25 protein-coding genes are annotated in these 23553 nt (G+C 63.2%); 15 read left to right on the forward strand and 10 right to left on the reverse strand.

The genetic code is table 11. The features are described 5' to 3' along the window. Positions 1-102: 102 nt before the first annotated feature. Positions 103-645: a hypoxanthine phosphoribosyltransferase gene (gene hpt, locus V2L18_RS16575; RefSeq protein ID WP_336179398.1), complete on the reverse strand. Its 543-nt coding sequence runs from the start codon at positions 643-645 to the stop codon at positions 103-105. Positions 646-660: 15 nt separating this feature from the next. Continuing rightward, the gene (locus V2L18_RS16580) at positions 661-1611 is read right to left on the reverse strand and encodes a zinc-ribbon domain-containing protein (RefSeq protein WP_336179399.1); all 951 of its coding nucleotides are present in this window, start codon (positions 1609-1611) and stop codon (positions 661-663) included. Between the two features lie 329 nt (positions 1612-1940). On the opposite strand from V2L18_RS16580, the gene ftsE reads away from it, so the two are divergent. From ftsE to V2L18_RS16610, 6 genes are all read left to right on the forward strand, one after another. Beyond that, positions 1941-2600: a cell division ATP-binding protein FtsE gene (gene ftsE, locus V2L18_RS16585; RefSeq protein WP_336179400.1), complete on the forward strand. Its 660-nt coding sequence runs from the start codon at positions 1941-1943 to the stop codon at positions 2598-2600. Between the two features lie 8 nt (positions 2601-2608). After that, positions 2609-3694 carry an ABC transporter permease gene (locus V2L18_RS16590; RefSeq protein WP_336179401.1) on the forward strand — a complete coding sequence of 362 codons (1086 nt, stop codon included), beginning with the start codon at positions 2609-2611 and terminating at the stop codon, positions 3692-3694. A gap of 132 nt (positions 3695-3826) precedes the next feature. Further along, positions 3827-4564 (forward strand): YdcF family protein, encoded by a 738-nt coding sequence (locus V2L18_RS16595; RefSeq protein WP_336179402.1) that lies wholly within the window; start codon positions 3827-3829, stop codon positions 4562-4564. Positions 4565-4608: 44 nt separating this feature from the next. Beyond that, a complete protein-coding gene (locus V2L18_RS16600; protein WP_336179403.1) occupies positions 4609-5403 on the forward strand; it encodes a 1-acyl-sn-glycerol-3-phosphate acyltransferase in 795 nt (264 codons plus the stop codon). Between the two features lie 205 nt (positions 5404-5608). Then, the gene (locus tag V2L18_RS16605) at positions 5609-5986 is read left to right on the forward strand and encodes a hypothetical protein (RefSeq protein WP_336179404.1); all 378 of its coding nucleotides are present in this window, start codon (positions 5609-5611) and stop codon (positions 5984-5986) included. Between the two features lie 148 nt (positions 5987-6134). After that, positions 6135-6551: a hypothetical protein gene (locus V2L18_RS16610; protein WP_336179405.1), complete on the forward strand. Its 417-nt coding sequence runs from the start codon at positions 6135-6137 to the stop codon at positions 6549-6551. A gap of 14 nt (positions 6552-6565) precedes the next feature. Here the strand turns inward: V2L18_RS16610 and V2L18_RS16615 are convergent, their stop codons facing one another. Beyond that, positions 6566-8659 (reverse strand): methyl-accepting chemotaxis protein, encoded by a 2094-nt coding sequence (locus V2L18_RS16615; RefSeq protein WP_336179406.1) that lies wholly within the window; start codon positions 8657-8659, stop codon positions 6566-6568. Between the two features lie 399 nt (positions 8660-9058). Here V2L18_RS16615 and V2L18_RS16620 point away from each other — a divergent pair, with 399 nt between their 5' ends. The 6 genes from V2L18_RS16620 to pqqE all read left to right on the forward strand — a co-directional run bounded on the left by V2L18_RS16620 (position 9059) and on the right by pqqE (position 13596). Next, positions 9059-10090 (forward strand): aspartate-semialdehyde dehydrogenase, encoded by a 1032-nt coding sequence (locus V2L18_RS16620; RefSeq protein WP_336179407.1) that lies wholly within the window; start codon positions 9059-9061, stop codon positions 10088-10090. 192 nt (positions 10091-10282) lie between these two features. Then, a complete protein-coding gene (pqqA, locus tag V2L18_RS16625) occupies positions 10283-10384 on the forward strand; it encodes a pyrroloquinoline quinone precursor peptide PqqA (RefSeq protein ID WP_336179408.1) in 102 nt (33 codons plus the stop codon). Between the two features lie 16 nt (positions 10385-10400). Further along, positions 10401-11342 (forward strand): pyrroloquinoline quinone biosynthesis protein PqqB, encoded by a 942-nt coding sequence (gene pqqB, locus V2L18_RS16630; protein WP_336179409.1) that lies wholly within the window; start codon positions 10401-10403, stop codon positions 11340-11342. Then, positions 11339-12175, forward strand: coding sequence for a pyrroloquinoline-quinone synthase PqqC (gene pqqC, locus V2L18_RS16635; RefSeq protein WP_336179410.1), 837 nt, complete (start codon positions 11339-11341; stop codon positions 12173-12175). The genes pqqB and pqqC overlap by 4 nt, the downstream gene beginning before the upstream one ends. 3 nt (positions 12176-12178) lie before the next feature. After that, positions 12179-12514, forward strand: coding sequence for a pyrroloquinoline quinone biosynthesis peptide chaperone PqqD (pqqD, locus tag V2L18_RS16640; RefSeq protein WP_336179411.1), 336 nt, complete (start codon positions 12179-12181; stop codon positions 12512-12514). Beyond that, complete coding sequence (gene pqqE, locus V2L18_RS16645) at positions 12514-13596, forward strand: pyrroloquinoline quinone biosynthesis protein PqqE (RefSeq protein ID WP_336179412.1); 1083 nt, start codon at positions 12514-12516, stop codon at positions 13594-13596. The genes pqqD and pqqE overlap by 1 nt, the downstream gene beginning before the upstream one ends. 25 nt (positions 13597-13621) lie before the next feature. Here pqqE and V2L18_RS16650 read toward each other — a convergent pair whose 3' ends face one another. From V2L18_RS16650 to V2L18_RS16660, 3 genes are all read right to left on the reverse strand, one after another. After that, on the reverse strand, positions 13622-14362 hold the full coding sequence (locus V2L18_RS16650; RefSeq protein WP_336179413.1) for a carbonic anhydrase: 741 nt from the start codon (positions 14360-14362) through the stop codon (positions 13622-13624). An 83-nt stretch (positions 14363-14445) separates the two neighbouring features. Beyond that, positions 14446-15471 (reverse strand): nickel/cobalt transporter, encoded by a 1026-nt coding sequence (locus V2L18_RS16655; protein ID WP_336179491.1) that lies wholly within the window; start codon positions 15469-15471, stop codon positions 14446-14448. Next, positions 15471-16148, reverse strand: a complete 678-nt coding sequence (locus tag V2L18_RS16660) for a DUF1007 family protein (protein ID WP_336179414.1) — start codon at positions 16146-16148, stop codon at positions 15471-15473. Before V2L18_RS16660 ends, V2L18_RS16655 begins: the two co-directional genes overlap by 1 nt. A gap of 468 nt (positions 16149-16616) precedes the next feature. Between V2L18_RS16660 and V2L18_RS16665 the strand changes: the two genes are divergently transcribed. Then, on the forward strand, positions 16617-17696 hold the full coding sequence (locus V2L18_RS16665; RefSeq protein WP_336179415.1) for a Glu/Leu/Phe/Val dehydrogenase dimerization domain-containing protein: 1080 nt from the start codon (positions 16617-16619) through the stop codon (positions 17694-17696). A 4-nt stretch (positions 17697-17700) separates the two neighbouring features. Here V2L18_RS16665 and V2L18_RS16670 read toward each other — a convergent pair whose 3' ends face one another. Together V2L18_RS16670 and V2L18_RS16675 are read right to left on the reverse strand one after the other, a co-directional pair. After that, positions 17701-18501, reverse strand: a complete 801-nt coding sequence (locus V2L18_RS16670) for a creatininase family protein (protein WP_336179416.1) — start codon at positions 18499-18501, stop codon at positions 17701-17703. A gap of 229 nt (positions 18502-18730) precedes the next feature. Then, complete coding sequence (locus tag V2L18_RS16675) at positions 18731-18910, reverse strand: hypothetical protein (protein WP_336179417.1); 180 nt, start codon at positions 18908-18910, stop codon at positions 18731-18733. 464 nt (positions 18911-19374) lie between these two features. Between V2L18_RS16675 and V2L18_RS16680 the strand changes: the two genes are divergently transcribed. Together V2L18_RS16680 and chrA are read left to right on the forward strand one after the other, a co-directional pair. Further along, complete coding sequence (locus V2L18_RS16680; protein WP_336179418.1) at positions 19375-20037, forward strand: putative metalloprotease CJM1_0395 family protein; 663 nt, start codon at positions 19375-19377, stop codon at positions 20035-20037. A gap of 80 nt (positions 20038-20117) precedes the next feature. Further along, positions 20118-21329: a chromate efflux transporter gene (gene chrA, locus V2L18_RS16685; RefSeq protein ID WP_336179419.1), complete on the forward strand. Its 1212-nt coding sequence runs from the start codon at positions 20118-20120 to the stop codon at positions 21327-21329. A gap of 18 nt (positions 21330-21347) precedes the next feature. Here chrA and V2L18_RS16690 read toward each other — a convergent pair whose 3' ends face one another. After that, positions 21348-22106, reverse strand: a complete 759-nt coding sequence (locus tag V2L18_RS16690) for a sulfite exporter TauE/SafE family protein (RefSeq protein ID WP_336179420.1) — start codon at positions 22104-22106, stop codon at positions 21348-21350. A gap of 49 nt (positions 22107-22155) precedes the next feature. Beyond that, the gene (locus V2L18_RS16695; protein ID WP_336179421.1) at positions 22156-23493 is read right to left on the reverse strand and encodes an 8-oxoguanine deaminase; all 1338 of its coding nucleotides are present in this window, start codon (positions 23491-23493) and stop codon (positions 22156-22158) included. Positions 23494-23553: the final 60 nt, after the last annotated feature.

Consider the following 23553-nt stretch of genomic DNA (forward strand, 5'->3'; position numbering starts at 1 on the left):
ATCGATTCCAATCATTCGGAACAGAATGCGCCAGTATTTCTTTCCATCGTGTTATTGCGCCGATTCGAAAGGATCGACGCCAGTCAAGGCAATTTTGAGGCCTCAGCTCTCCGCATCGACCAGATAGCCGATGAACGGCAATTGCCGGTAGGCATGCGCGGCGTCCATTCCGTAGCCGACAACGAACTTGTCCGGGCAGAGAAAGCCGACGTAATCGGCTTCCAGCTTCGCCACCCGATGCCCCGGCTTGTCCAGCAATGCGGCGATCGCGACCGACTTCGCCCCGCGCGAGGCAATGAGATCGCGGGCGTAGGAAAGCGTGCGGCCGGATTCCAGAATGTCGTCGACAAGCAGGACGTCCCGTCCGGAAACGTCGCTCTCGATATCGCGCAGAATTCTCACGCTCCCCGACGATGTTTTCTCAGCGCCGTAACTCGACAGGTGGATGAACTCCATTTCGGGGGCGAGACCAGCCCGGTGCATCGCCCGGATCAGGTCGGCGGCGAAGACGAAACTTCCCTTCAGAACGGCGACGACGAGCAAACGTTCCGTCTGCGCCGCGGCAATGGCGTTGGCGATCGCGTCCACCCGCCCGGCGATGGCGTCCTCGTCATAGAGGACGGCGATTTCATGCGTGGTCGTCATGTGTGGACCTGGATCTCAAATGTCGGTCTGGCGCTTGGTGCGGTCGGTGAAACGAAGGAGGACGTCCGACGCCACGTCGGGCGGGGAAGCCAGCCGCGTGCTGAAACGCAGCGTCTGACCTGCCCGCAACCAGAGTTGGCGCGGTTCGATCGTCCAGGCATAGATTTCCTGCGCATCGCCGCTTCTCAGCGCCAGTCGGATTGCCGGGACATGCGCAGACGTATCCCGGATATTCTCCACCGTGCCTTCGACGATCAGCATCGGCGCTCCCTTCTCGTATTCGCGGAAGGTGCGCAGGTCGCGGAACTCCAGACCGCGCAGGTTCACCTCAAGCCCGACGGAGGCATAGAGATCGGCGAGGTTCGGCGCCGCCCGAACAATCGGTTCGCGCAAGGTCACCATCGCGATGGACAGCACGATCGACCCTGCAAAAAGGGCGAGGCCCATTGCCGCACGCATCTGCGGCGAGACCCGATATCTGGCATCGGCGCGCCCGCCCTTCTTGCGCGATCGCCATCTGCGCGGGTGGGCAGCCGCCGCCTCGACGTCTTCTCCCGGGTCGTCATCGTTTCCGGCCCCGTCGCCTGCCCCGGTCGGTTCCATCGAACTGATTTCGTTCGCCCACTCGTCCGGATCCGCGGGTGCTGCCAGCGCCTGGTCATCCTCATCCTCGGCGCCCGCGAACGCCCAGTTCGGATCATTGTCGAGCTCTTCGTCTTCCTCGGACGTCTCGTCGTCGGAAAAAGCGATGTCGTCGTCATCGGCTCCAGCCTCGTCGAAGGCCACTGCCTCCGCGTCGTAGTCTGGCTGGTCCGCGCCGTCTTCCTCAGACTGATCAAGGATCGTTTCGGGATCGAGATGCCACGTGGTGCCGCAACGCGAGCAGCGCACGTCCCGACCGCCCGGTGCAATGCTGGTTGCTCCGACCTCGTAGGTTGTGCTGCAGTTCGGACAGACGATCTTCACGTCCGAATCACTCCCGCATCCGCTTTGGGGCGCCGTTTTTAGTCATATCGTGCAACTTCCAGCCGCCGGCACCACGACGCGTCCGGTATGCGAAATCGCGCACGACAGGGGACGCGGATATCTTTAATGAAACGTTAACCTGGTTGCCCGCACGGAATTTGCCTGTTGATGATTTTTGCGGCACGAACGACGACATGATCGACACCCGTGAAGGCCCCAAAGCTCCGTCCGGTGGACAATACCATGTATGACGTCGCGTTCCTGCGCGAAAACCCCATATCCGTAGTCGCGCGGCACCAAAAGGCCGACGCGAGAGATTGGATGCGCTCATGATCCGGTTCGAGAATGTCGGGCTGCGATACGGCATGGGGCCGGAGGTGTTGCGCGACATCACCTTCCGCATCGAGCCGCAGTCGTTCCAGTTCCTGACCGGCCCCTCCGGCGCCGGCAAGACCAGTCTTATGCGCCTCCTGTTCATGGCGTTGAAGCCGACACGCGGCCTGATCAAGGCCTTCGGCAAGGACACGGCGACGATCTCGCAGCGCGACCTGCCGGCCGTTCGCCGGCGTATCGGCGTCGTGTTTCAGGATTTCCGTCTGCTCGACCACCTGACCACATACGAAAACGTCGCCCTTCCGCTGCGCGTCCTCGGACGGGACGAGGCGCAGTATCGCGGCGACGTTATCGAACTTCTCAAGTGGGTCGGCCTCGGCGAACGCATGCACGTCCAGCCGCAGGTGCTTTCAGGCGGAGAAAAGCAGCGCGCGGCCATCGCAAGAGCGCTGATCACCAAGCCGGAGGTACTGCTTGCCGACGAGCCCACCGGCAACGTCGATCCTCCGCTGGCGCGGCGTCTGCTGCGTCTTTTCATCGAGCTCAACCGGCTGGGAACCTCGGTGGTGATCGCCACCCACGATTTTTCCCTGATGGAGCAGATCGATGCCCGACGGCTCGTGCTGGCCGACGGCCGCATGACAATCTATGAATGATGTCGCGTATGACCAAGGCTCCAACCAGACCCCCAGCAAGCTCCGACCGCGAAGCGGCGCGGCCCGCGCGCGATACCGGTTCGGGCATTGCAGACGGCAGGAAGAGCGGCAAGCCGGCTGCGCCGACGGCCAAACGGGAGAAATCCCGCAAGCTCCCTTCCCGCCGCGGCCAGTCCAGAGGCGGACAGCCTGCGATCCGCCCGCCTGCCGCAATCGTTCCCCAGCAATCGGTCGCCGGCCGCGCCCTGACGCTCGTGGTCGCCATCATGGCGTTTCTCGCCTGCCTGACGGTGGGCGGGGTGACGCTCGTCAGCGATGCCGCGCACGATTGGCAGAACGATCTGGTGCGCGAGGTGACGATCCAGATCAAGCCGATCGAAGGCGTGGACATGGTGCGCGAGATCGACAAGGCGATCGCTCTTGCCCAGGAATTCCAGGGCGTGGGCGAGGTCCGGGCCCTGTCGGATGAGGAAACCCGCGCCCTATTGCAGCCCTGGCTCGGTTCCGGCCTCGACCTGAAATCGCTGCCTGTGCCGCGTCTTGTCGTGGTGGAACTGAACAATCCGGAAATCGTCGACTTCCGCGGCCTGCGCGACGCGGTCGCCTCCGACATCAAGGGAGGCAGCCTCGACGATCACTCGGTGTGGACCGAGCGGCTCGCCTCGATGGCCGGCGCGGTCGTCTACGGCGGCATCGTCATCCTGATCCTGATGCTGACCGCGATGATGCTGAGCGTCGTCTTTGCCACCCGCGCAGCCATGGCGGGCAATCGGGAGGTGGTGGAAGTGCTGCACCTGGTCGGCGCCGAAAACAGCTTCATCGCGCGGGAGTTCGAGCGCCACTTCCTTTGGCTCGGGCTCAAGGGCGGCGTCGCCGGCGGCGGCGCGGCCGCCTTGTCCTTCCTGATCTTCAATCTGGTGACGGCGCGCGATACGGGCTTCGCCGGTGCCGACCAGGTCGCCGCCCTCGTCGGCGGCGCCAGTATCGGATTTGCCGGTTATCTTGGCGTTGCCGGTGTGGTTGTGCTGGTTGCGCTCCTGACCGCATTGACCTCGCGCATCGCGGTGCACAATCATCTTATGCACATGGACTAGCGGTGCTTGGAAGACGCCGGTCATCGGACGTAACATGGAAACCGCTCCCGCAAATCGTCCGGGCCGGAACCAAGCATCCATCCGGACACCGCCTGCCGCAGAATAGCCCACTGGGGGCCTGATCCTGTCGGTATGACCCGATTCAACCCGACCGAGCTTCGTTCATCTGGAGACGGACCGCTGCTCTTGCCCCCGCACACGTCCGAGTTTCAGAAGGCCGACCGCCGGCCCCAAAGACGCTGGCCGCGGATCGTCGGCGTTCTGACACTGCTGGCAGGCGCGGCGCTCGGCCTGTTTCTCGGCGGTTATGTCCTTTTCGCCATTCACGTGGCGTCTTTCGTTGCCGACCCCAAGGCGACGGCAGACGGGATCGTGGTGCTCACCGGCGGACGGGAACGCGTATCGGGCGCGATTGAGCTGCTGGAAGCCGGTCGGGCCCGGCGCCTGCTGATATCGGGCGTCCATCCGGCAACGACGCCGCGCCAGATCATGCGACTGACCGAAAGCGGCAAGGACATCTTCGATTGCTGCGTCGATCTCGACCGGCGGGCCAAGGACACGATCGGCAACGCCACGGAAACCCGCAAGTGGGCGGAAAAACATGGCTTCAAGTCGCTGATCGTTGTCACCAGCGCCTATCACATGCCGCGCGGCATCCTCGAACTGCGCTCGGCCATGCCGCACATGCGCTTCCAGCCCTACCCCGTCTTCGCAGCCGATCTGAACCTGCCGCACTGGTACCTGAAAGCCGCGACCATGAAGCTTCTCATGCGGGAATATGTGAAGTATATCGTCGCGTGGCTGCGCACGGGCGTGGAACCTGCGCCCAGCGACACGACCACCGTGTCGGCCTCGACCGCCAAGCCCTGATGCCGGCCCCTTTGGGGACACCGGCCAGCCCGGGACCGCTTCCAATGGTGCTTCTGCGCTCCGCGCTGTTCAATTTCTTTTTCTATTTCTACATCGTCGTCGCGTTGTTCGCCTATATCCCGGCCTTTTTCCTGCCGCGTAAGGTCGGCTGGCCGCTGATCGTGTTCTGGGCGCGCGCGAGCCTGTGGATGCTGCGGGTGATCGCCGGCGTCAGGATCGAGGTGCGAGGCCGACAGAACATTCCCGACGGCGGTTTCATCGTCGCGGCAAAGCACCAGTCGGTCTGGGAGACCTTCGCGCTCCTGACCCTGTTTCCCGATCCCACCTTCATCCTCAAGCGCGAGCTGACGTGGCTGCCGATCTTCGGCTGGTACACGATGAAGATGAAGATGATCCCGGTGAACCGCGGCAAGCGGTCGGCCGCGCTTCGCGCCATGACGGTCGACGCCCGCGCGGCGGTTCAGGACGGCCGGCAAATCCTCATCTTTCCCGAAGGCACCCGTCGCCCTGCCGGTGCCGAACCGAGCTACAAGTTCGGCATCGTCCACCTCTATCGCGAGTTGAAGTGCCCTGTCCTGCCGGTCGCGCTCAATTCGGGCTTGTTCTGGCCCCGCCGCACGTTCAAACGCTACCCCGGCACGGTGGTCATTGACATTCTGCCGCCGATCGCGCCGGGGCTGATCGGCGAGGAATTCGTCGCTTCCCTGCAAAAAGCCCTGGAGAGCGCAACCGATAGCCTGCTTCTGGAGGCAGCACAGGCCAAGACCCCGCCTCCGGGCGCACGCGAGATCGCAGCGGCCATTCTCGCGCGCCGCGAAGGGCAGGAAGCGCACGGGTGATGTTCCCCGCATATGCGCCAGCTTGATGGCCCCTTTCGCAAATCAGATCGCAAAACCGTGATTCCGATCACGTTTTTCCGACTTGTCCAGACATGATCGCCGCCCCACCTATTGTGGAAAGGCTGTGGTTCGTCTGGGGATAAAACTTGACCACCACGGCATCTTGTTCATAATTTGTTCTCTTTTCGGGGACATGATGAGAACCATGGGTCGCATAGAGCACGAAGCCCCGCGCGCCGCAGAGGCGCTGGGGCTGGTCGAAACCTACAGCTATCTTCATGGGGCATCGGGAAAGCGGTATCTGTTTACTGCGGTCCCGGAAGAAGGTCTGCGGGACTATCCGGGGGCTGTCGCCGTGAAGACGGCCGACAACACGCGCTCGCGCCGGATATTCTGGGTCGGCGAAGTGGATGCACAGGGCTTTCTGCATGGCGCGACCGTCGGCCGCAAGCCACAGCGCACCCAGACGTTCGTCCATCTCCTCGCACGCGATCCGGAAAGCCGCTGCAGTGTCATCCGCGACCTGCGCAACGAGGCGGAAGCCGAGAAGTCGTGCCGTCCCCCGCGCGCGGCAGCGGAATAGGGCGCACGACCGCGGAATCCGGCTCTTTGAGGTGACGGCCTTGCGGCCAGATCACGGGATTGGGGGTTTCGCTCGGCGCCGGCATGGGCTAAGCGGCCCACGTCCACCTTCATCGAAGGTGTCCCCCTCTCCCAACCCGGAGCCCTTCATGTCCGATCCGATCGAACCCTTTCTCGGCACCTGGATCCTAGATGTAGAGGCCAGCGACTTCGAGCAGGGCGAGCCCCCGCAGGCGGGCAGCTGCCGGATCGATACAGAGGGCCAGCGCCTCGTCTTTCACATGCTGGCTCTTGACGCCAGAGGCGAGACCACAGAAGCCGAGCTCAAGGGCGTGCCCGACGGCCGCCCTGTCAAGCTGGGCGAGAGTGGCCTTGTCGATGCGATGGTGCTTTACGTCCGCCCCGATGGCGCGCTCGTGTCGGAGGCCCGACGCGGCGGCGCGGCGCTCATGACGGCGGTACGCAGGATTTCCGACGACGGCCGGTCGATGACCATCACCCAGACCGTGCATCTGCCCGACGACACCAGCCCCGTCGACACCGCTGTCTATCGACGCGCGCAGTAGTCCCGTACGCTGCCTCAGGCGGCGCGGATGGTATGGAGGAAGCGATCGACCTCCGCACGAAGCCGTTCGGACTGGACCGACAGTTCCTCCGCCGACGAGCGCACCTGACCGGTGGCGACATTCGTCTCCTGCGACAGCTGGGAGACCGTCACGATGCTGCTTGAAACCGAATGCGTACCGGTCGCAGCCTCCGAGATGTTTCGCGCAACTTCCTGCGTGGTCGCCCCCTGTTCGTCCATTGCGCCCGCGATCGCGTTCGACAAGCCTTCCAGTTCATCAATGACCGATCCGATCTCTCCTATCCCGGCTACAGTCGAGCGTGCGCCGTTCTGGATCTCCTCGATGAGCGTGGTGATGCTCTCGGTCGCGTTCGACGTCTGTCCGGCAAGCTGCTTGACCTCGCCCGCCACAACAGCAAACCCCTTGCCCACCTCGCCGGCCCTGGCAGACTCGATCGTGGCGTTCAGGGCCAGAAGATTTGTCTGCGCGGCGATGTCGGAAATCATCGACACCACCTCACCGATGCGCTCGGTCATTTCCGACAGCGCCTGCATCTGCTCCGCCGTCCGGGCGACCGCCGAAGCCGCCCGTGCCGACACCGTAGAGGCTCGGGCGGCCTGCTGGTTGATTTCGGAGACCGAGGCCGACATCTGCTCGGTGGCGCTGGCCACCGTCTGCACATTCGCCGCCACCTGCTCAGCGGCAGCCGCAACGGTGCTGGCCTGCTCGTTCGTGTTCTGCGTCGCGCCCGAAACCTGCGTGGCCATTCCCATCAGTTGGGAGGAAGCGGATGAAACGGTGTTGACGATCAGCCCGACGCTTTCATCGAAATCGTCGGCCAGCTTTCGCATCATGTCGACCTTTTCGGCCCGGGCACGTTCGTCGCGCTGTTCCTGCTCGCGGACGAGCTCCCTGTTCCGAATGGCGTTTTTCTTGAACACCTCGACCGCTCTGGCCATGTTCCCGAGTTCGTTCGAATTCGCCGTGTTCGGAATATCGACCGATGTTTCGCCGTCGGCCAGAACCCGCATCGCCGATGTCAGACCGCGCAAGGGCACCGTGATGCTCCGCCCGATCGCATACCCCAGTGCGCAGGCCAGCACGAGCACCGCAATGGCCGCATAGATGAACATCTCCCGGGTCTTGCTCCTCACCTCCGCGAGGTTCTTCTCAGCGTTCCGGCTTCCCGCATCGGCAGCCGCGAAGACAGCGTCGAAGTCGGGAGAGAGCTCCGAGAATATGCTGCTCAGGAGCTCGATATTCGCTTCAAGCTTCTGCGACGTGGCCGCGTACTCGCGGAATCCTGCCTGATAGGCGTCCATCTGGGTCGCAAGCTCGGCCTTGACCGTCTCGGGAAGCGGGGCGGTCTTAAGGAGGTCGTTGAACTCAGACCGTCTTTCGTCGATGCGATCTACGTATTTCTGCCCTCCGCGCAGCATGAAGTCCTTTTCGTGCCGGCGCATCATCAACATCTTCACGGTGAGCGCGTCGAGGTTGGCGGTCTTGATCGTTTGTTCCACCGCATGGACCGCGTTGCGCAGCCTGCCTTGAATACCCTCGTCCTCGCTCAGGCCGAGCTCCGAATAGAGACCGGAGATGGTCTGGAACTGCGCGCTGAGACGATCGACACCGTTGCCGAGAGCCTCAAGCGGGCGTCCGATCGAAGCGGCGGCAGGAAGGGCGGCGATCGCATCGATCGTATCGTGGACGGCTTCGACCTCGTCTGCATACTTGCGCGCGTATTCCATGTCCCTCCGCAACAGGAAGTCCTTCTCGCGGCGACGCATCTGCAACGTGCCGGTCTGCAATTGCTGCGAAAGTTGAGCCAGCCGCGCATATTGAAGCTGGTTGGCGACGTCCCGCGCCACCAGGCGATCTCCCATGGCGTAAACGGCTACGAGCGCGACCGCCGCGATGATCGACAGGCCGGCCAGCGCGTAGACGCGGGTCCCGATACGGATATTCGAAAATCCGGCGAGGTGTTTCAGAAGCATCAAAAGAGCCGCTTTCCCGGTTGCAAGCTGCGCCATGATGCGGCGAAGAAATAAACAAATGCTTCCCTGCTTCGATAAATAACCAATATAGAACAAATACTTATGTTGTTTCACTGACCTGTCTTCAGTCCTCTTCGCACGTCCGTCATACCGCTCGCCATCGCCCGACGCCGCGCACGGCGCAGTTGACTTTTCCGCGGATAGCCGTCATGAGAGCGGCACAGGAGACACGGTTTTTCGCAAACATGATGCAGCGCCCAGACGCCTTCTCTGCGATCGAAACAACCTGCCGCGCACGCTGCGGCGGTGACCGTGTTGCCGTCTCCATCACGACCAAAACGACGAAAACGACCGCCACGACGACTGTCTGACGGTGCCGCTCGTCCCGTGCTCCCCGGGGTCGAGGGGCGCGGAAGGCCGGCCGAGCGAACGGGTCGCGGCCGGAGGGGAGACGAAACCGGTATCGGGACCGTAAAACCTTTCGGTTCCTCTCAGCATCAGGAAGGACGCATCATGGGTTACAAGGTCGCTATCGTTGGCGCGACAGGCAATGTCGGGCGCGAGATCCTGGAAATTCTGGCCGAGCGCCAGTTCGACGCCGACGAGGTCGTCGCGCTCGCGTCCCGCCGTTCGCAGGGAACGGAAGTTTCCTTCGGCGACAAGACCCTGAAGGTCAAGGCGCTGGAGAATTATGACTTTTCCGGCACCGACATCTGCCTCATGTCCGCCGGCGGATCGGTTGCCAAGGAATGGGCCCCGAAGATCGCGGCCCAGGGCTGCGTCGTCATCGACAATTCGTCGGCCTGGCGCTACGACGCCGACGTGCCTTTGATCGTGCCGGAAGTGAATGCGGATGCTATCACGGGCTTCTCCAAGAAGAACATCATCGCCAACCCGAATTGCTCGACCGCACAGCTCGTCGTCGCGCTAAAGCCGCTGCACGACGCCGCCACGATCAAGCGCATCGTCGTCTCCACCTACCAGTCGGTTTCCGGCGCGGGCAAGGACGCGATGGACGAGCTTTTCGACCAGACCCGCGCGATCTTCGTCAACGACCCGATCGAGCCGGCCAAGTTCACCAAGCGGATCGCTTTCAACGTCATCCCGCACATCGACGTCTTCATGGAGGACGGCTACACCAAGGAAGAGTGGAAGGTGCTGGCCGAGACGAAGAAGATCCTCGATCCGGCGATCAAGGTCACCTGCACCGCCGTGCGCGTTCCGGTCTTCGTCAGCCATGCCGAAGCGGTCAACATGGAATTCGAGAAGCCGCTGAGCGCGGACGAGGCCCGCGAGATCCTGCGCGAGGCGCCGGGATGCCTTGTCGTCGACAAGCAGGAAGACGGCGGCTATGTCACGCCCTACGAGGCGACCGGCGAGGACGCGACCTACATTTCGCGCATTCGCGAGGATGCCACGGTCGAGAACGGCCTCAACATGTGGGTCGTTTCCGACAATCTGCGCAAGGGGGCAGCCCTCAATGCCGTGCAGATTGCCGAAGTCCTGGTCAATCGCGGGCTGCTGAAGAAGCAGAACGCCGCCTGACCCATACCAGCCCTTTGGTCTCCAGTCGCGCCACGTAACGTCTGGATAACGGCACGATACCGGACTTTTCAATAACTTGGTGCCAGTGCGACTTACGGTAAGTCACGCTGGCACCAAAGTACTATTTTTCCCGTCTCACGCTTCGCTAGGCTCCCTTGTGCTGCATCTTGCAGCCAAAGAGGAGGAAGCGACATGAAGACCTGGAAAAAGCCGACCATGGCGAGCGTGGAAGCCGGTTTTGAGGTGACGCGCTACATGCCCGCGGAAATTGGCACCTGCGGCCGCAAGAAGTGAGAGCGGGCTGAGAGCCGTGAAGGCCCGGGTTCTCGGGTCCGCCGCTGGCGGCGGATTTCCGCAATGGAACTGCAACGCGGCGTTGAGCCGGGCCGTTCGCCAGGGCAGGCCCGGCCTTCTGCCCCGAACACAGTCGAGCATCGCGGCAAGCGCCGACGGCCGGGCCTGGGCCGTGTTCAATGCCTCGCCCGATATTCGAAGCCAGATCGCGGCCAACGCCGTGCTGCAGCCCGATCCCGACGGTCCGCCGCGACAGACGCCGATCGCGGCCGTCGTGCTCACCAACGCTGACGTCGATCATATCGCCGGCCTGCTCTCGTTGCGTGAGCGCCAGCCCTTCACACTTTACGCAAGCTCCCGCGTCCTCGAGACGCTCGAAGCGAACAGCATATTTCGGGTGCTCGATCCGGGGCTTGTCATTCGCCGCGAGCTTCCCTTGCCGGGCGTGACCGAGATCGAAGGCCCGAACGGTCCGATCGGACTGCAAATCGAAACATTCGCCGTGCCCGGCAAGATTGCGCTCTTTCTGGAAGATGGCGACAAGGATGATTTCGGATCCGAATCGGGGGATACGATCGGAATTTCGATACGCTCCACTGCGGGCCACGGGGCAGATGGCGCCCCCCTCCTCTATATCCCCGGTTGCGCGCGGCTCAACGACGACCTGCGGCGCAGAATGAACGCGGCCGGCTGCCTGTTGTTCGACGGCACCGTCTTTACGGACGACGAGATGCGACAGGCCGGTGTCGGCGAAAAGACGGGAGCGCGCATGGGGCACATGGCGATTTCCGGCGAGGCGGGATCGCTGAATGCGCTGCGCGACGTGTCGGCCGGCCGGCGGATCTACGTACACATCAACACGACCAATCCCATCCTGGAGCCGGGGTCCGCCGCCGAGCGTGCGGTAACACAGGCAGGATGGGAGGTCGGTTACGACGGGATGGAGATCGAGCTATGACGGCGCTTGCGGAGACGATGCGCGATGTGCGCCCCGAGCCGGTCGGCCCGCGCTACGATCCCGGTTCGGCAGCGGAGTTCCTTCCGCCCGACAGCGCCGAAAGGCTGCTGTCTGCCGGCGAACTGGAAGCGGCTCTGCGCCGCGTCGGAGCGGCGCGCTACCACGTATTGCACCCGTTTCATCAACGCATGAACGCCGGCCAGTTGACGCGCGCGCAGATGCAGGCCTGGGCCCTCAACCGCTATTGCTACCAGGCGATCATTCCGAAGAAGGATGCCCTGATCCTGGCCCGTTCCGATGATCCCGCGTTTCGGCGCGAATGGCGCAAGCGCATCGTGGACCATGACGGCGACGACGCAGGCTCGGAGGGTGGCATTCGCAGATGGATCAAGCTCGCCGAGGGCGTCGGGCTCGATCCCGACATGGTGACCTCCACCCGACATGCTCTCCCGGCGACCCGCTATGCGGTTGCCGCCTATATCGATCTCGTCACGAAGCACTCTTTGCTCGTCGCGGTGGCCTCGTCGCTGACGGAATTGTTCTCCGGCGCGGCAATCGCCCAGCGTGTGCCGGCGATGCTCGCCCGCTACGATTACATCACCGAGGAGACGCTTGCCTATTTCAAGCCGCGTCTGACCCAGGCGCCACGCGATGCGGACTTCGCCCTCGCCTATGTCTGCACCAACGCCGACACGCCGCAGAAGCAGGCCGATGCCGTCAACGCGCTGATCGCCAAGTGCGATATGCTCTGGGCGATGCTCGACGCTCTCGAACACGCTTATGGCGAACCCGGCCACATTCCGCCGGGCGCCTTCCGGCCGCAGGAGCACTGAGCGATGCGCCCGAAGCGCATCACCATCACGCCTGAAAGCCGGCCCTGTCTTCCCCGGCACGTGAGGCTGCGCTTCGATGAGCTGCGCAACGCGCCCATCGTGCTCGCGCCCGAAAAGGTGCTCTGGCCGGACGAGATCTCGGCTGAAATTCTCAAACGCTGCGACGGAAGGACGACGGTCGCAGAAATCGCGACAGCCTTTGCCCGCGATTACGTGGCGCCCGTGGAAGAGATCGCGACGGACATTCTCGCCTTCCTCCAGGGCTGGAGCGATCGGCTGCTTGTCGATGTGGCAACATCCGACAAGACCGGAACCGCAGACGTTTCAGAGGTTTCGTGATGACGGTCTCTCCCCCGCTCGGCATGCTGGTGGAACTCACCCACCGGTGTCCGCTCCAGTGCGGCTATTGCTCCAACCCGCTGGAACTGCTGAAAGCGGACCGCGAGCTCGCCACGCAACAGTGGAAAGCCGCGTTCGCTCAAGCGGCGGAACTCGGGGTCCGTCAGGCGCATCTTTCGGGCGGCGAGCCGACCCTGCGCCCCGAGCTGGAGGAGCTTGTCGCCTGTCTTTCGGATCACGGGATCTACACGAACCTGATCACGGCCGCCGTAACACTCGACCGTGACCGCCTGTTCGCCCTGCGCGATCACGGGCTCGATCATGTCCAGATCAGTTTCCAGGGAGCCAAGGCTGAGACGACGGAGCTAGTCGGCCGCTACCGGGGCGCGCACGAGAAGAAACGGGCCGTCGCCTCGTGGGTACGCGAAGCCGGGTTGCCCGTAACGATCAACGCTCCGATCCATCGGCTCAACATTCACGAGGTCCCCGACTTCGTCGCACTCGCGCTCGAACTCGATGCGGAGCGGCTGGAAATCGCGAATGTGCAATATTACGGCTGGGCCTATCTCAACCGCGCGAGCCTGCTGCCCGATTACGAGGCGGTCATGGCACAGGTGGACTACGTGGCGCAGATCCGCGCGGAGCTTCTTGGCCGGCTCAACATCGATTTCGTCACGCCGGACTATTATGCCGATTACCCCAAGCCGTGCATGGGCGGCTGGGCGGCGGATGCCTTCGTGCTGGCGCCGGACGGGACAATGCTCCCCTGCCACGCAGCGCAATCGATCGACGGGCTGAGCTTTCACCGCGTCACGGACCGCCCGCTTCGCGAGATCTGGGAGGATTCCGAGAGCTTCAACCGGTTCCGGGGAACCGACTGGCTGCCCGAGCCCTGCCGATCCTGCGACCGAAAGGAAATCGATTTCGGCGGATGCCGCTGTCAGGCCTTCGCGCTCACCGGGGATGCAGCGGCAACCGATCCGGGTTGCATGCACTCGCCGCACCACGCGGCCCTGCGGGAGCTGCCGGCGCCCAAAGAGATGCAGCCGCGGAAGATCGGCCGGGCCGTCGAACGGGCCTGATGCCGCCGCGTGGCCCGTCTGGCCGTTAGGTGCCGGCCACGACCTGATTGGTTTCCGCATCGTGAAACAGCGACGTTTCGCGGTCCATGATCTTCAGCTGGCCGGTGCGGATATCGAACCACGCGCCGTGAAGCGCCAGCCGGCCTTTCGCTTCCAGACTTTCCACCCAGGGAAATGTCCGCAGGTTCTTGAGGGACTGGCGGATGCCGGCAAACTCCATCGACATCTGTGGCTCCAGCCCATGGTCGACCGGATTGCAGGCGAGCGTCCTTGCAGCCGGCTGCAGCAGCGTGATCCATCGTCCTATGAAATCACCCGGGGATAGCGGCTCGGCATCTTCCGCACGGAAGGCCGCGATACCGCCACAGCGCGCGTGACCAAGCACGACGATATGCTCCACCTTCAATCCGTGCACGGCGAATTCCAAAGCGGCGCTGGTGCCGTGATAGTCGCCGTGCTCCTCATACGGAGGCACGAGGTTGGCGACATTCCGCACCACGAAAAGCTCACCCGGCCCGACGTCGAAAATCGCCTCGGGTGTTACACGTGAATCGCAGCAGCCGATCACGAGCACCTTTGGCTTCTGTCCATAGATGGCGAGATCCTCGAGCGCCTGGCGGTTCGGCAGGAAGCTCTTGTCGCGATATCGCGAATAGCCGCTGAGCAGGTCGGGGGGAAACGTCAGGCCTGCCGGCTCCTTCTCGCGCGTCTGACTTCCTTCAGCCGAATTGGAAGTCAAGGCGGTGATCTTGTTGTTTTCGCTCATCGACATTTTTCCATTTGCGCCGCGCCGCAGTTGCTATCCCGGGTCTCGCTAAATCTGACTATATGCAGAATTTGCAGCAAGGCTCATCCCCAACCGAGAGTTGCGGTAAGAAGGACAAAGCCCAGGAGAAAAACCAGCACCGATCCGCCGATTTCCACCGTCCGGTGGATCCGAAACGCCAGCGGACTGCTTTCGCCCGCCAGTCGCATCGCGAGCCCACGTGCGGTGACCGCGAAGACGGCGAGCGCGGAAACCGTCAGCCCCGTTCCCAGCGCCATGACAAAAGTGGAAGCGATACCCGCCAGGGCAAGGCCTTGCGACAAGGCGAAGACCAGCACGATCAATGCTCCCGTGCACGGTCTCAGCCCGACGGCGAGGATCACCGACCACGCGCGCGCCAGGGTAACGGGTTTTTCCAGCATGACCGGATCTGGCGCATGCGCATGTCCGCAGCTGCCGCAGGCACCGTGATCATGCCCGTGATGATGATCATGATGATGGTGGTGATCGTGGTCATGAGGCGTGTGCCCCGCATGCGCCGGCCTGTGAAGGACCGGGCGAAGTGCCTTCGTCCAGATCATCCAGGCTCCAAGAGCGGCGATCAGGGCATAGGAGCCGATTTCGAACATCCGCGTGGTCTGCGTGATCGCAATGGATGTCATGTTCAAGACGACCGCCGCGATCCCGATCAGGAGGATCGCCGTAACGGCCTGCGCGATCGCCGAGGCAAACGACAGCGCCACGGCCCTGCCAAGTGTCTGCCGGTTTGCAAGCACATAGGTTGAGATCACTGCCTTGCCGTGACCGGGCCCGGCCGCATGGAAAACCCCGTAGATGAAGGAGAGCCCGGCAAGCCACCAGCCCGCCTGGCCGTCCGATTTCAGGTGTTCAAGAGCGGCCGTCAGCGAGCGGTAGAACGCCGCCTGGTTCGTCGCGATCCACGCGAAAAAGCCGGAAAACCAACCGCCGGGCATTGTCGAGGTTTCCGGCAGGCCAACCCCGAAGGGAGAGCCGGCGGCCCGCGCCGCCGCAACGGACGCCAGCACGATGGCGCATGCGATGATCAACGACGGGTTCACGCGACGCCAGCTTGAGGCGCTCGATCGCATCATTGGCAATCCAGTATAGCCTCGTTGCTCCACGTGGACGTCTCCGTCATGAACTGGGGTGGCAGATCCCGCACATCCGCAGGTATCTGCGCCAGTTCAGCAGCCAGCTGCGGATCAGGCTTGCCGGCAAAGTGCGTGGTCAACCCGCAACCCGCAGGTGCATCGGTGAGTACGAAAGGATCCGTCTTCGTCATCGAGAAGTCGACGAAATAGCTGGGGTCGTAAACCTGCATGATCGTCTTCTTGCCCGATACGGCGACGGGCGTCTTGAGCGGCAACGTGTAAAACAGCGTCAGACGGCCATCGGAAAAATCCAGCCAGTACTCGGACGGTTCGACGAATTTCTGCTCTTTCCTGGCGATGGTCAGGAACGTGAAGAAATCGTACTCCTTGAGAGACTCAACGTTCACCTTCGCCAGAGGCTGCAGTTCCTCGTGCGATAGCTGGCCATCGCCGTTCGCATCCAGCCCCTGCACCGCAAAGGCCGTAAAGGCGGCGTCGAAACGCCAGACATGGCGGATGCTCACGAGCCTTGCCTGGTCATCGAAGACCATTTCGCTGCGCGCTTCCACGAAGACATGGGGATGGGACTGGGCAACCGAAGCTCCCGCGATCCAGGCAGAAATCGCCAGGACGGCAGCTCTTCCACCGGCTATTCCTCGACTGTTCCAGCGCATGACGGAAATCTCGCGTGAGCGGGGCAACGGCTGCCGCACGTTGGTTCTTTCCTGCGGCGTCATGACGGCAAAAGCAAGACCGCAATTCTGCCCCCTTTCATTGCCGGGCACCGAGACCGGTAGCGCAGGGCACTCCGCCTCTGTCGCAGCCCACGATTGGTGTTCCTCTGGGGAATACGGCTCATAAAGCCGCCCATCGGGGAATTTATATAGCTTATATTTTTCTTTCTAAGACTGAAAATTGGTAGAATATCACTATATTTTAATTATTTCGGTGAAAAATGACCGTATATTTTCTAAGATCGGCGTTATTGTTCTCGTCAGATATGCGCGACTCCGAAACCCTGCGGTCACAGCAGGGAAGTGGGGACGCTTTTCGTCGTCCGGCGACGGGTTGCCGGTTCGGACGAAAGATTGGGCTGGCGGCACGCGCCGTCTCCCGGGCAAACCTTCTGGAACGAGGACGAGATGAATATTTCTACCCCCTACAGGGTCGGAGACGCCGATCCGGTAAGCGTGTTCGATCATCCCGAATTCAAGGACCACGAGCAGATCGTGTTCGGATACGATGCTGCAAGCGGCCTGAAGACGATCATCGCCATCCATGACACGCGGCTGGGGCCGGCCGCGGGCGGCTGCCGCATGTGGCGCTACGATACCGGCGCTGCAGCGCTGACCGACGCCCTGCGACTCTCGCGCGGCATGACCTACAAGAATGCGCTTGCCGGGCTCGATCTCGGCGGCGGCAAGGCGGTGATCATCGCCGATCCGCGTACCGACAAGAGCGAGCAGATGCTGGAGGCCTTCGGTGTCCAGGTGGAGCGCCTTGGCGGACGCTACCGCACGGCCGAGGACGTCGGTATATCGAGCGCCGACATGGAAGTCGTCGCGCGCAAGACTGCCCATGCCCTCGGCACCGCCCAGACGGGTCTCGGCGACCCCTCTCCCTATACCGCGCTCGGCGTGTTCGAAGGCATCAAGGCGGCGGTGCAGTTCCGCCTGCGGCGCGACGATCTCGCCGGTCTGACCGTCTCGATTCAGGGCCTAGGCAACGTCGGCTTCGCCGTCGCCCGGTTCCTCCACGAGACGGGTGCCCGGCTCATCGTGTCCGACATCAATGCGACATCTGTCGCGAAGGCCGTGGAGGCATTCGGCGCGCGGACCTGCGAACCTGCCGAAGCACACCGGGCGGATGCGGACGTCTTCTGTCCATGCGCCCTGGGGGCCGGGTTGAATTCCCTCACGATTCCCGAGATCAGGGCGGGAATCGTCGCGGGCGCCGCCAACAACCAGCTTGCGAGCGATACCGATGGCACGCGCTTGCGCGACGCCGGCATTCTCTACGCCCCCGATTACGCCATCAACGCCGGCGGGATCATATCGATCGCACTCGCGGGCCCCGGCGACACGGATGCGCTGGTGCGCGAAAAGACCATCGCCATCGGACGGACCCTCACCCGCATATTCGAGCGTGCGGAGGCCGAGAGGCGGCCAACCCAGGCGATTGCCGACACGCTTGCTCAGGAGCGTCTGTCGGCGGCGGTCTGAGCTGCTATTCCGGCCGCCACAGGCGGTCGGGATCGAAGCGATGGACGTCGTCCAGAAGCTCCACAAAGGCGCGCGCGGCGTGGTCGAGAGAAGCAAAGCCCTTCTCCGGCGTCGCCGCCGCGGCGTTGCCGAGCGCTCCCTTTGCACCGAGATCTTGGGCCTTCCAGCCGAACTGAACCGGGCCGTGACCGCGCAGGTGTTTGAACTCCTGAATGAAATTCAGCTGGTTCGACTTGAAATCCTCAAGCTTGTCGTGGCGAACCAGATCGGGATGAAGGTGCATCATGATCGACGTTTCGACGTCGCCGCCATGAATGCCATAGGTAAATTCCTCGCTCGGAAAGACGCCTTCCGGCTGACCGAAGCGTGACCATGCGGTCGCCACCACCAGCATGTCGTGGCGCACGCGAAGCTCGCGGGCGACGATGTCGATGATCGGCACATTACCGCCGTGCGAATTCACGATGACCAGCTTGCGCACACCCGCCCGGTGCACGCTCTCGCCGATATCCAGCCAGAATTTTGTCAGCGTGTCCCAATCGGCCGTCAGCGTTCCGGGAGAGGAGATGTGCTCGTTCGACTTGCCCACAGCCTGCACCGGCAGGAACGTCACGGGCCGGTCTTGCGGAAGCAACTCCAGAACGCGCGCAATCTGGCCTTGGGCGATCGCCGTGTCGGTGGCCACGGGCAAATGCGGGCCATGCTGCTCGATCGCCGCGACTGGCAGCACCGCGATCCAGGTATCCGTATCGCCTTGCGCAAAATCGACGGTCGTCATTTCGTGCCAGAATCGTCGGGGAAACATTGCAGAGCTCCGGGCAAGATCGCTTGGGGAGCCTCAGCCTAGATCAACCTGCGTTCGCGTGGAATCGCCAGCGTGCAGAAAAATTGCCCATTTTCAAAGCACTAGGCATGACCCCATGAATGAGGCCGACCCTGGCTCAACGCGTTGATCCGAAGCGTATTCCTGCAGCGCGCGGTTGCCGCGACCGGCGACTGGTCGCGCAAATCGCATCCACGGCCGATCGTTCGGCTCAATTAGAGAACCATCCCTGCACCAGGAAAAGCACCGCCACCGCCGTCAGCGCTCCTGCAGCCCACAGGCCGGCAAACCAGCTCACGCGCGGCGTCCAGAACCGGAAACGGCGCTTGGGCAAGGCCTTGCCGGGACGCGTATGCACCAGCGAATAGGCGTACTTATCATGAAACGTCATTAAAGCGACCCTCCCGAGTCCGTTGCCCCGGAAAATCCGAAAGGTTTCTGCTGTATCGCACACAAACCAGCCACGCCGAAGCGACGCCTGTCACTGCACAGTCGACATGAAACGACTGCTAGCAATTCCGAGCCGCAGCGCTCCGCTCCACGCGGCGGCCGATCGCGGTCTTTGAAAAATAGGGCAGCACCGGTATGTTCCCCCCTCACCCGGTCCAACCGTTCGGCGTCGAAGTCGAACATCGTTATTCCTGCTGAGCTTTTCCCGTGTGAGGGAGAAGCTAGTTTGGACGTCACGCTTTTTCATGGCAATGGCGGGCGGCATGCTAATTTGCCGCAGTGACAGCTCGCCGCGCGTCCAATTTTCACTGCCACGTAACTTTGACAATGTTCTTCCCGTGAAAATGAAACGATAATTACGCTGCGTTATTCACCCGTTCGAATGCGAGCTCAAGGGCTCTTTCCATGGTCGCGGCGATCGGTTCTGCTGCCACGCTCTCGGTGGCGTCGGACAGGTTTCATGGCGGGAGGACACTTTCCGCCGAGACCTCGGCTGCGCGCGCCGGCGAGGAGAAAAAGGCCGCCGCTTCGCGCGACGCGGAACTCACCGAAGAAGAGCAACAGCGTGTCCGGGACCTTAAGGATCGCGACGCCGAAGTGAGAGCGCACGAACAGGCCCATGCCTCTGCCGGCGGCACCCTGGCGGGGGCGCCGAGTTATCAGACGGAGCGCGGTCCCGACGGCAGGACATATGCGGTCGGCGGGGAAGTCGCGATCGACGTTTCGCCGGCACGAACCCCCGAGGCCACGCTGGCGAAGGCGGACCAGATCGTGCGCGCCGCATTGGCCCCGGCCGATCCCTCCTCCCAGGACATGCGCGTCGCGGCGGCGGCACGCCAAATGCGCGCGGAAGCCCAGGCCGAGTTGATCAGGCTGCAGGCAGAGGAACAGACGCGCAACACCGGGAAGCTGTCCGGCGAGGAATCAGGGAACAGTGCGGCGGCGGAGACGCCCGCAAGCGAACAGGAACAGACAACGCCCCGGACAGGCGCAACAGCGGACGCCGGCTTCGCCGCACAACGGGCCTATGACGCAGCAACGCGTCTCCTGTCGCCGCTCCCCGCCTGACCCGGCCCACGATTGCTTCAGGCGTCGGCAGTTGCCCCTTCGTGACCTTGCAACACGGAGGGATTACGCTTGCCGTCGCTATGACCCGACCCGATTCGCCGCTTCGCATATTCCTGATCTTCCTGCGCCTGGGCCTGACATCCTTTGGCGGGCCGATCGCGCATCTCGGCTATTATCGCCGGGAATTCGTGGAACGGCGCCGGTGGATAGACGACCAGACCTACGGCGATCTCGTCGCGCTCAGCCAGTTTCTTCCCGGCCCTGCCTCCAGCCAGACGGGCTTCGCCATAGGCCTGATGCGCGGCGGCCTGCCCGGCGCGATTGCCGCCTTCATTGGCTTCACGCTTCCCTCCGCGATAATCATGCTGGGCGTCGCCTATGGCAGCGCGATGTTCGAAAGCGATCTTGGCGCGGCGCTTGTCCATGGCCTGAAGATCGTTGCCGTGGCCGTTGTCGCCCAGGCCCTGCGCGGCATGGCCCGCAGCCTGTGCCCGGACGCACCGCGCACCTTCATTGCCTTCTTCGCGCTCGCGACCGTTCTTCTGGTGCCCGGAGCATTGATGCAACTGATCGCCATCGCGATCGCCGGGCTGATGGGACTGATCCTATGCCGAACCGGTGAGGAAACTCCGGCCGATGCCCCCACGGCACCGTTGGTCCTGGCAGGTCGCCGCATCCTCCCCGCACTCGCGCTCGTCCTGTTCGCGGCACTCCTGCTTGCCCTGCCACAGCTGAGATCGGTGACGGACAGCGCGGTGGTGATGCTTGCCGACATCTTCTACCGGGCGGGCGCGCTCGTTTTCGGCGGCGGGCATGTGGTTCTCCCGCTTCTCCAGGCAAGCACGGTGGAAAGCGGGCTCATCGACGAAAACGCCTTTCTGGCCGGCTATGGTGCCGCGCAGGCCCTGCCAGGCCCGCTCTTCGCGTTCTCCGCCTATCTCGGCGCCGTGATGCCGCTGGGCATTCCGCCGCTCGCCGGAGCGGCCGTGGCACTTGTCGCGATCTTTCTGCCCGGCTTCCTGCTCGTCTACGGCACCTTGCCCATCTGGCAGGCCATGCGGGCATCGAGGCACGTGCGAAGCCTCCTGAAAGGCGTCAACGCGGGTGTGGTCGGCCTGCTGGCGGCCGCGCTTTACGATCCGATCTGGACCTCGAGCATCCGCTCGTCGCTCGATTTCACGTTGGCCGCCGGCGCCTTTCTTCTGCTGACTGTCCTGAACCAGGGCTCCGGCCGCGTCGTCGCTATGATGCTGGCGGCAAGCCTCGCTCTTCACACGGCTGGCTTGTTGTGAACGCCGTCGCGGCGACGTTCATCCCAGGAGGCTTCTGATGGATTCCAGGAAGATATAGATCCCCAGAAGCAGCAACGCGACGAAGAAGACGCGCCGGAACTGCGTCTCCGACAGCCGCCGGCGGACTTTTTGCCCGATGAAGACCCCCGTCAGCGCGGGCACGACGGCGAGAAGCGAGCCGAAACCGAGGGACGCCGACATCAGCCCGCTCCCGCCGAGAGCGGCGGCAAGCGCGATCGTGGAGCCGAGATAGAGCATGCCCATCGCCTGGATGAGCTGGTCGCGCGGCAGGCCTATGCCTTGCAGGAACATCACGCCCGGCACCGAATAGGAGCCGGTCATGCCGGAAAAGACGCCGTTGATCGCACCGAGCACCGGTCCAACCCATCCTTCCCGGTGGGCCTCGACCATCAGCCGCAACCCGGCGAGATTGACCGCGCTGTAGGAGATCAGCAGCACGCCGAGCAGAGCGGAGAGAAGGTCGAGATCGACCAGCGTGAGCGCGCTCGCCCCGATCGGCACGGTAATGGTGGCGGCAAGCAGGAACGGCCAGACCCGGTGCATCACCTGGCGCGCGTGACCGCCCGCCAGCGCCTGCCAGACATTCGTCAGGAATGCCGGCACGAGCATCAACGCCATGGCCTGGGGCAAGCCAATGAACGCGGTCAGAAGCCCCAGCGAGATCGTCGGCAGACCGAGCCCGATGGTTCCCTTGATAAGCCCCGCGAACAGAAAGACACAGAAGGCGAGGACGACAAGATAGGGATCGGACAGCACGGGGACGCTCGCGGAAACGGAGAAACGGGGAGAGGGTGAATGGAGGGAATCACAGGGCGTCCAGGAACCGTCGGGCCGCCTCCCCGTGTTCTTGGCGCAATCGCCCGATATCCATATGCACCGGCAGCGCGTCCTTCACCTTCCAGTCCCCCGCGATCATCACGCGGTCGGCCGAGTGCGCGCCGCACAGAACCAGCGTCGCCAGGGGATCGCCGCCGCCGGAAAAACGCAGTTCATCGAGTGTGTAGAAGGCCATGTCCGCCTGTTTGCCGACCGCGATCGCGCCGATGTCGTTGCGCCCGAGGCAACGTGCCGAACCTTCGGTCGCCCATCGGAACGCATCGAAATGGCTGACGGTCGCGTCATAGGTGAGCCGGTTGATCATCAGGGCATGCCGGACGCTCTCCATCAGGTTGGAATTGTCGTTGGACGCCGACCCGTCGACACCGAGCCCGACCGGGCTGCCCGCCGCCTCTAGTTCCTTCGTACGGCACTGCCCGGAGGCGAGCACCATGTTCGAGGTCGGACAATGGCAGACGCCGACACAGTGGTGGCCGAGCTTCTTCACCTCGGCATCATTGAAGTGAATGCCATGGGCGAGCCAGACGCGATCGTTGAGCCAGCCCACTTCCTCCAGATAATCGACCGGCCGGCACTGGAAGTGGTGTTCGCAATAGTCGTTTTCGTCGAGCGTTTCGCCCAGATGCGTGTGCAGGCGGCAGTCGTATTTCTCCGCCAGCACGGCGCTTTCCCTCATCAGATGCTTGGTGACCGTGAACGGCGCGCAGGGGCTGAGCGCGACCTGGATGAAGGAGCCTTCGGAGGGGTCGTGATACTTCTGCAGCACGCGCTCGCAATCCGCCAGGATCGTGTCCTCGTCCTGAACGGCCCCGTCAGGCGGCAAGCCCCCATCCTTTTCCGACAGGTTCATCGATCCCCGCGAAACCGTCATCCGGATGCCGAGGCGCTGAGCCTCCTCCACCTGGATGTCCATCGCCTCTTCTAGACCGGCCGGAAAGAGATAATGGTGGTCGGCCGCCGTGGTGCAGCCGGACATCAAAAGCTCCGTCAGCGCCAGCCGCGTCCCGAGCCGGAAGGTTTCTGGCGTCACGTTCTTCGTCCAGATCGGATAGAGCGCCTTCAGCCAGGGAAAAAGCTCCTTGTTGATGGCGGACGGGTGCGCACGCGTCAGCGTCTGGAAGAAGTGGTGGTGCGTGTTGACCAGACCGGCAATGACGACATGGCGCGAGGCATCGAAGACCGTGTCGTGCCGGGCCGGTTCGCGGCCCCTTGCCACGAGTTCAACGATGACGCCGTCTTCCACGACGACACCACGCTCCGCGCCCTCGGCGAGAATTGCGATCGGGTCCTTGATCCAAAGGCGCATTGAGACCTCTTACCGTGTGTGCGGACCGACCGCACCGTCCTCGTAACCGACACCGGGATG

The sequence above is a fragment of the Breoghania sp. JC706 genome, from assembly GCF_037026715.1.
Taxonomy (GTDB): domain Bacteria; phylum Pseudomonadota; class Alphaproteobacteria; order Rhizobiales; family Stappiaceae; genus Breoghania.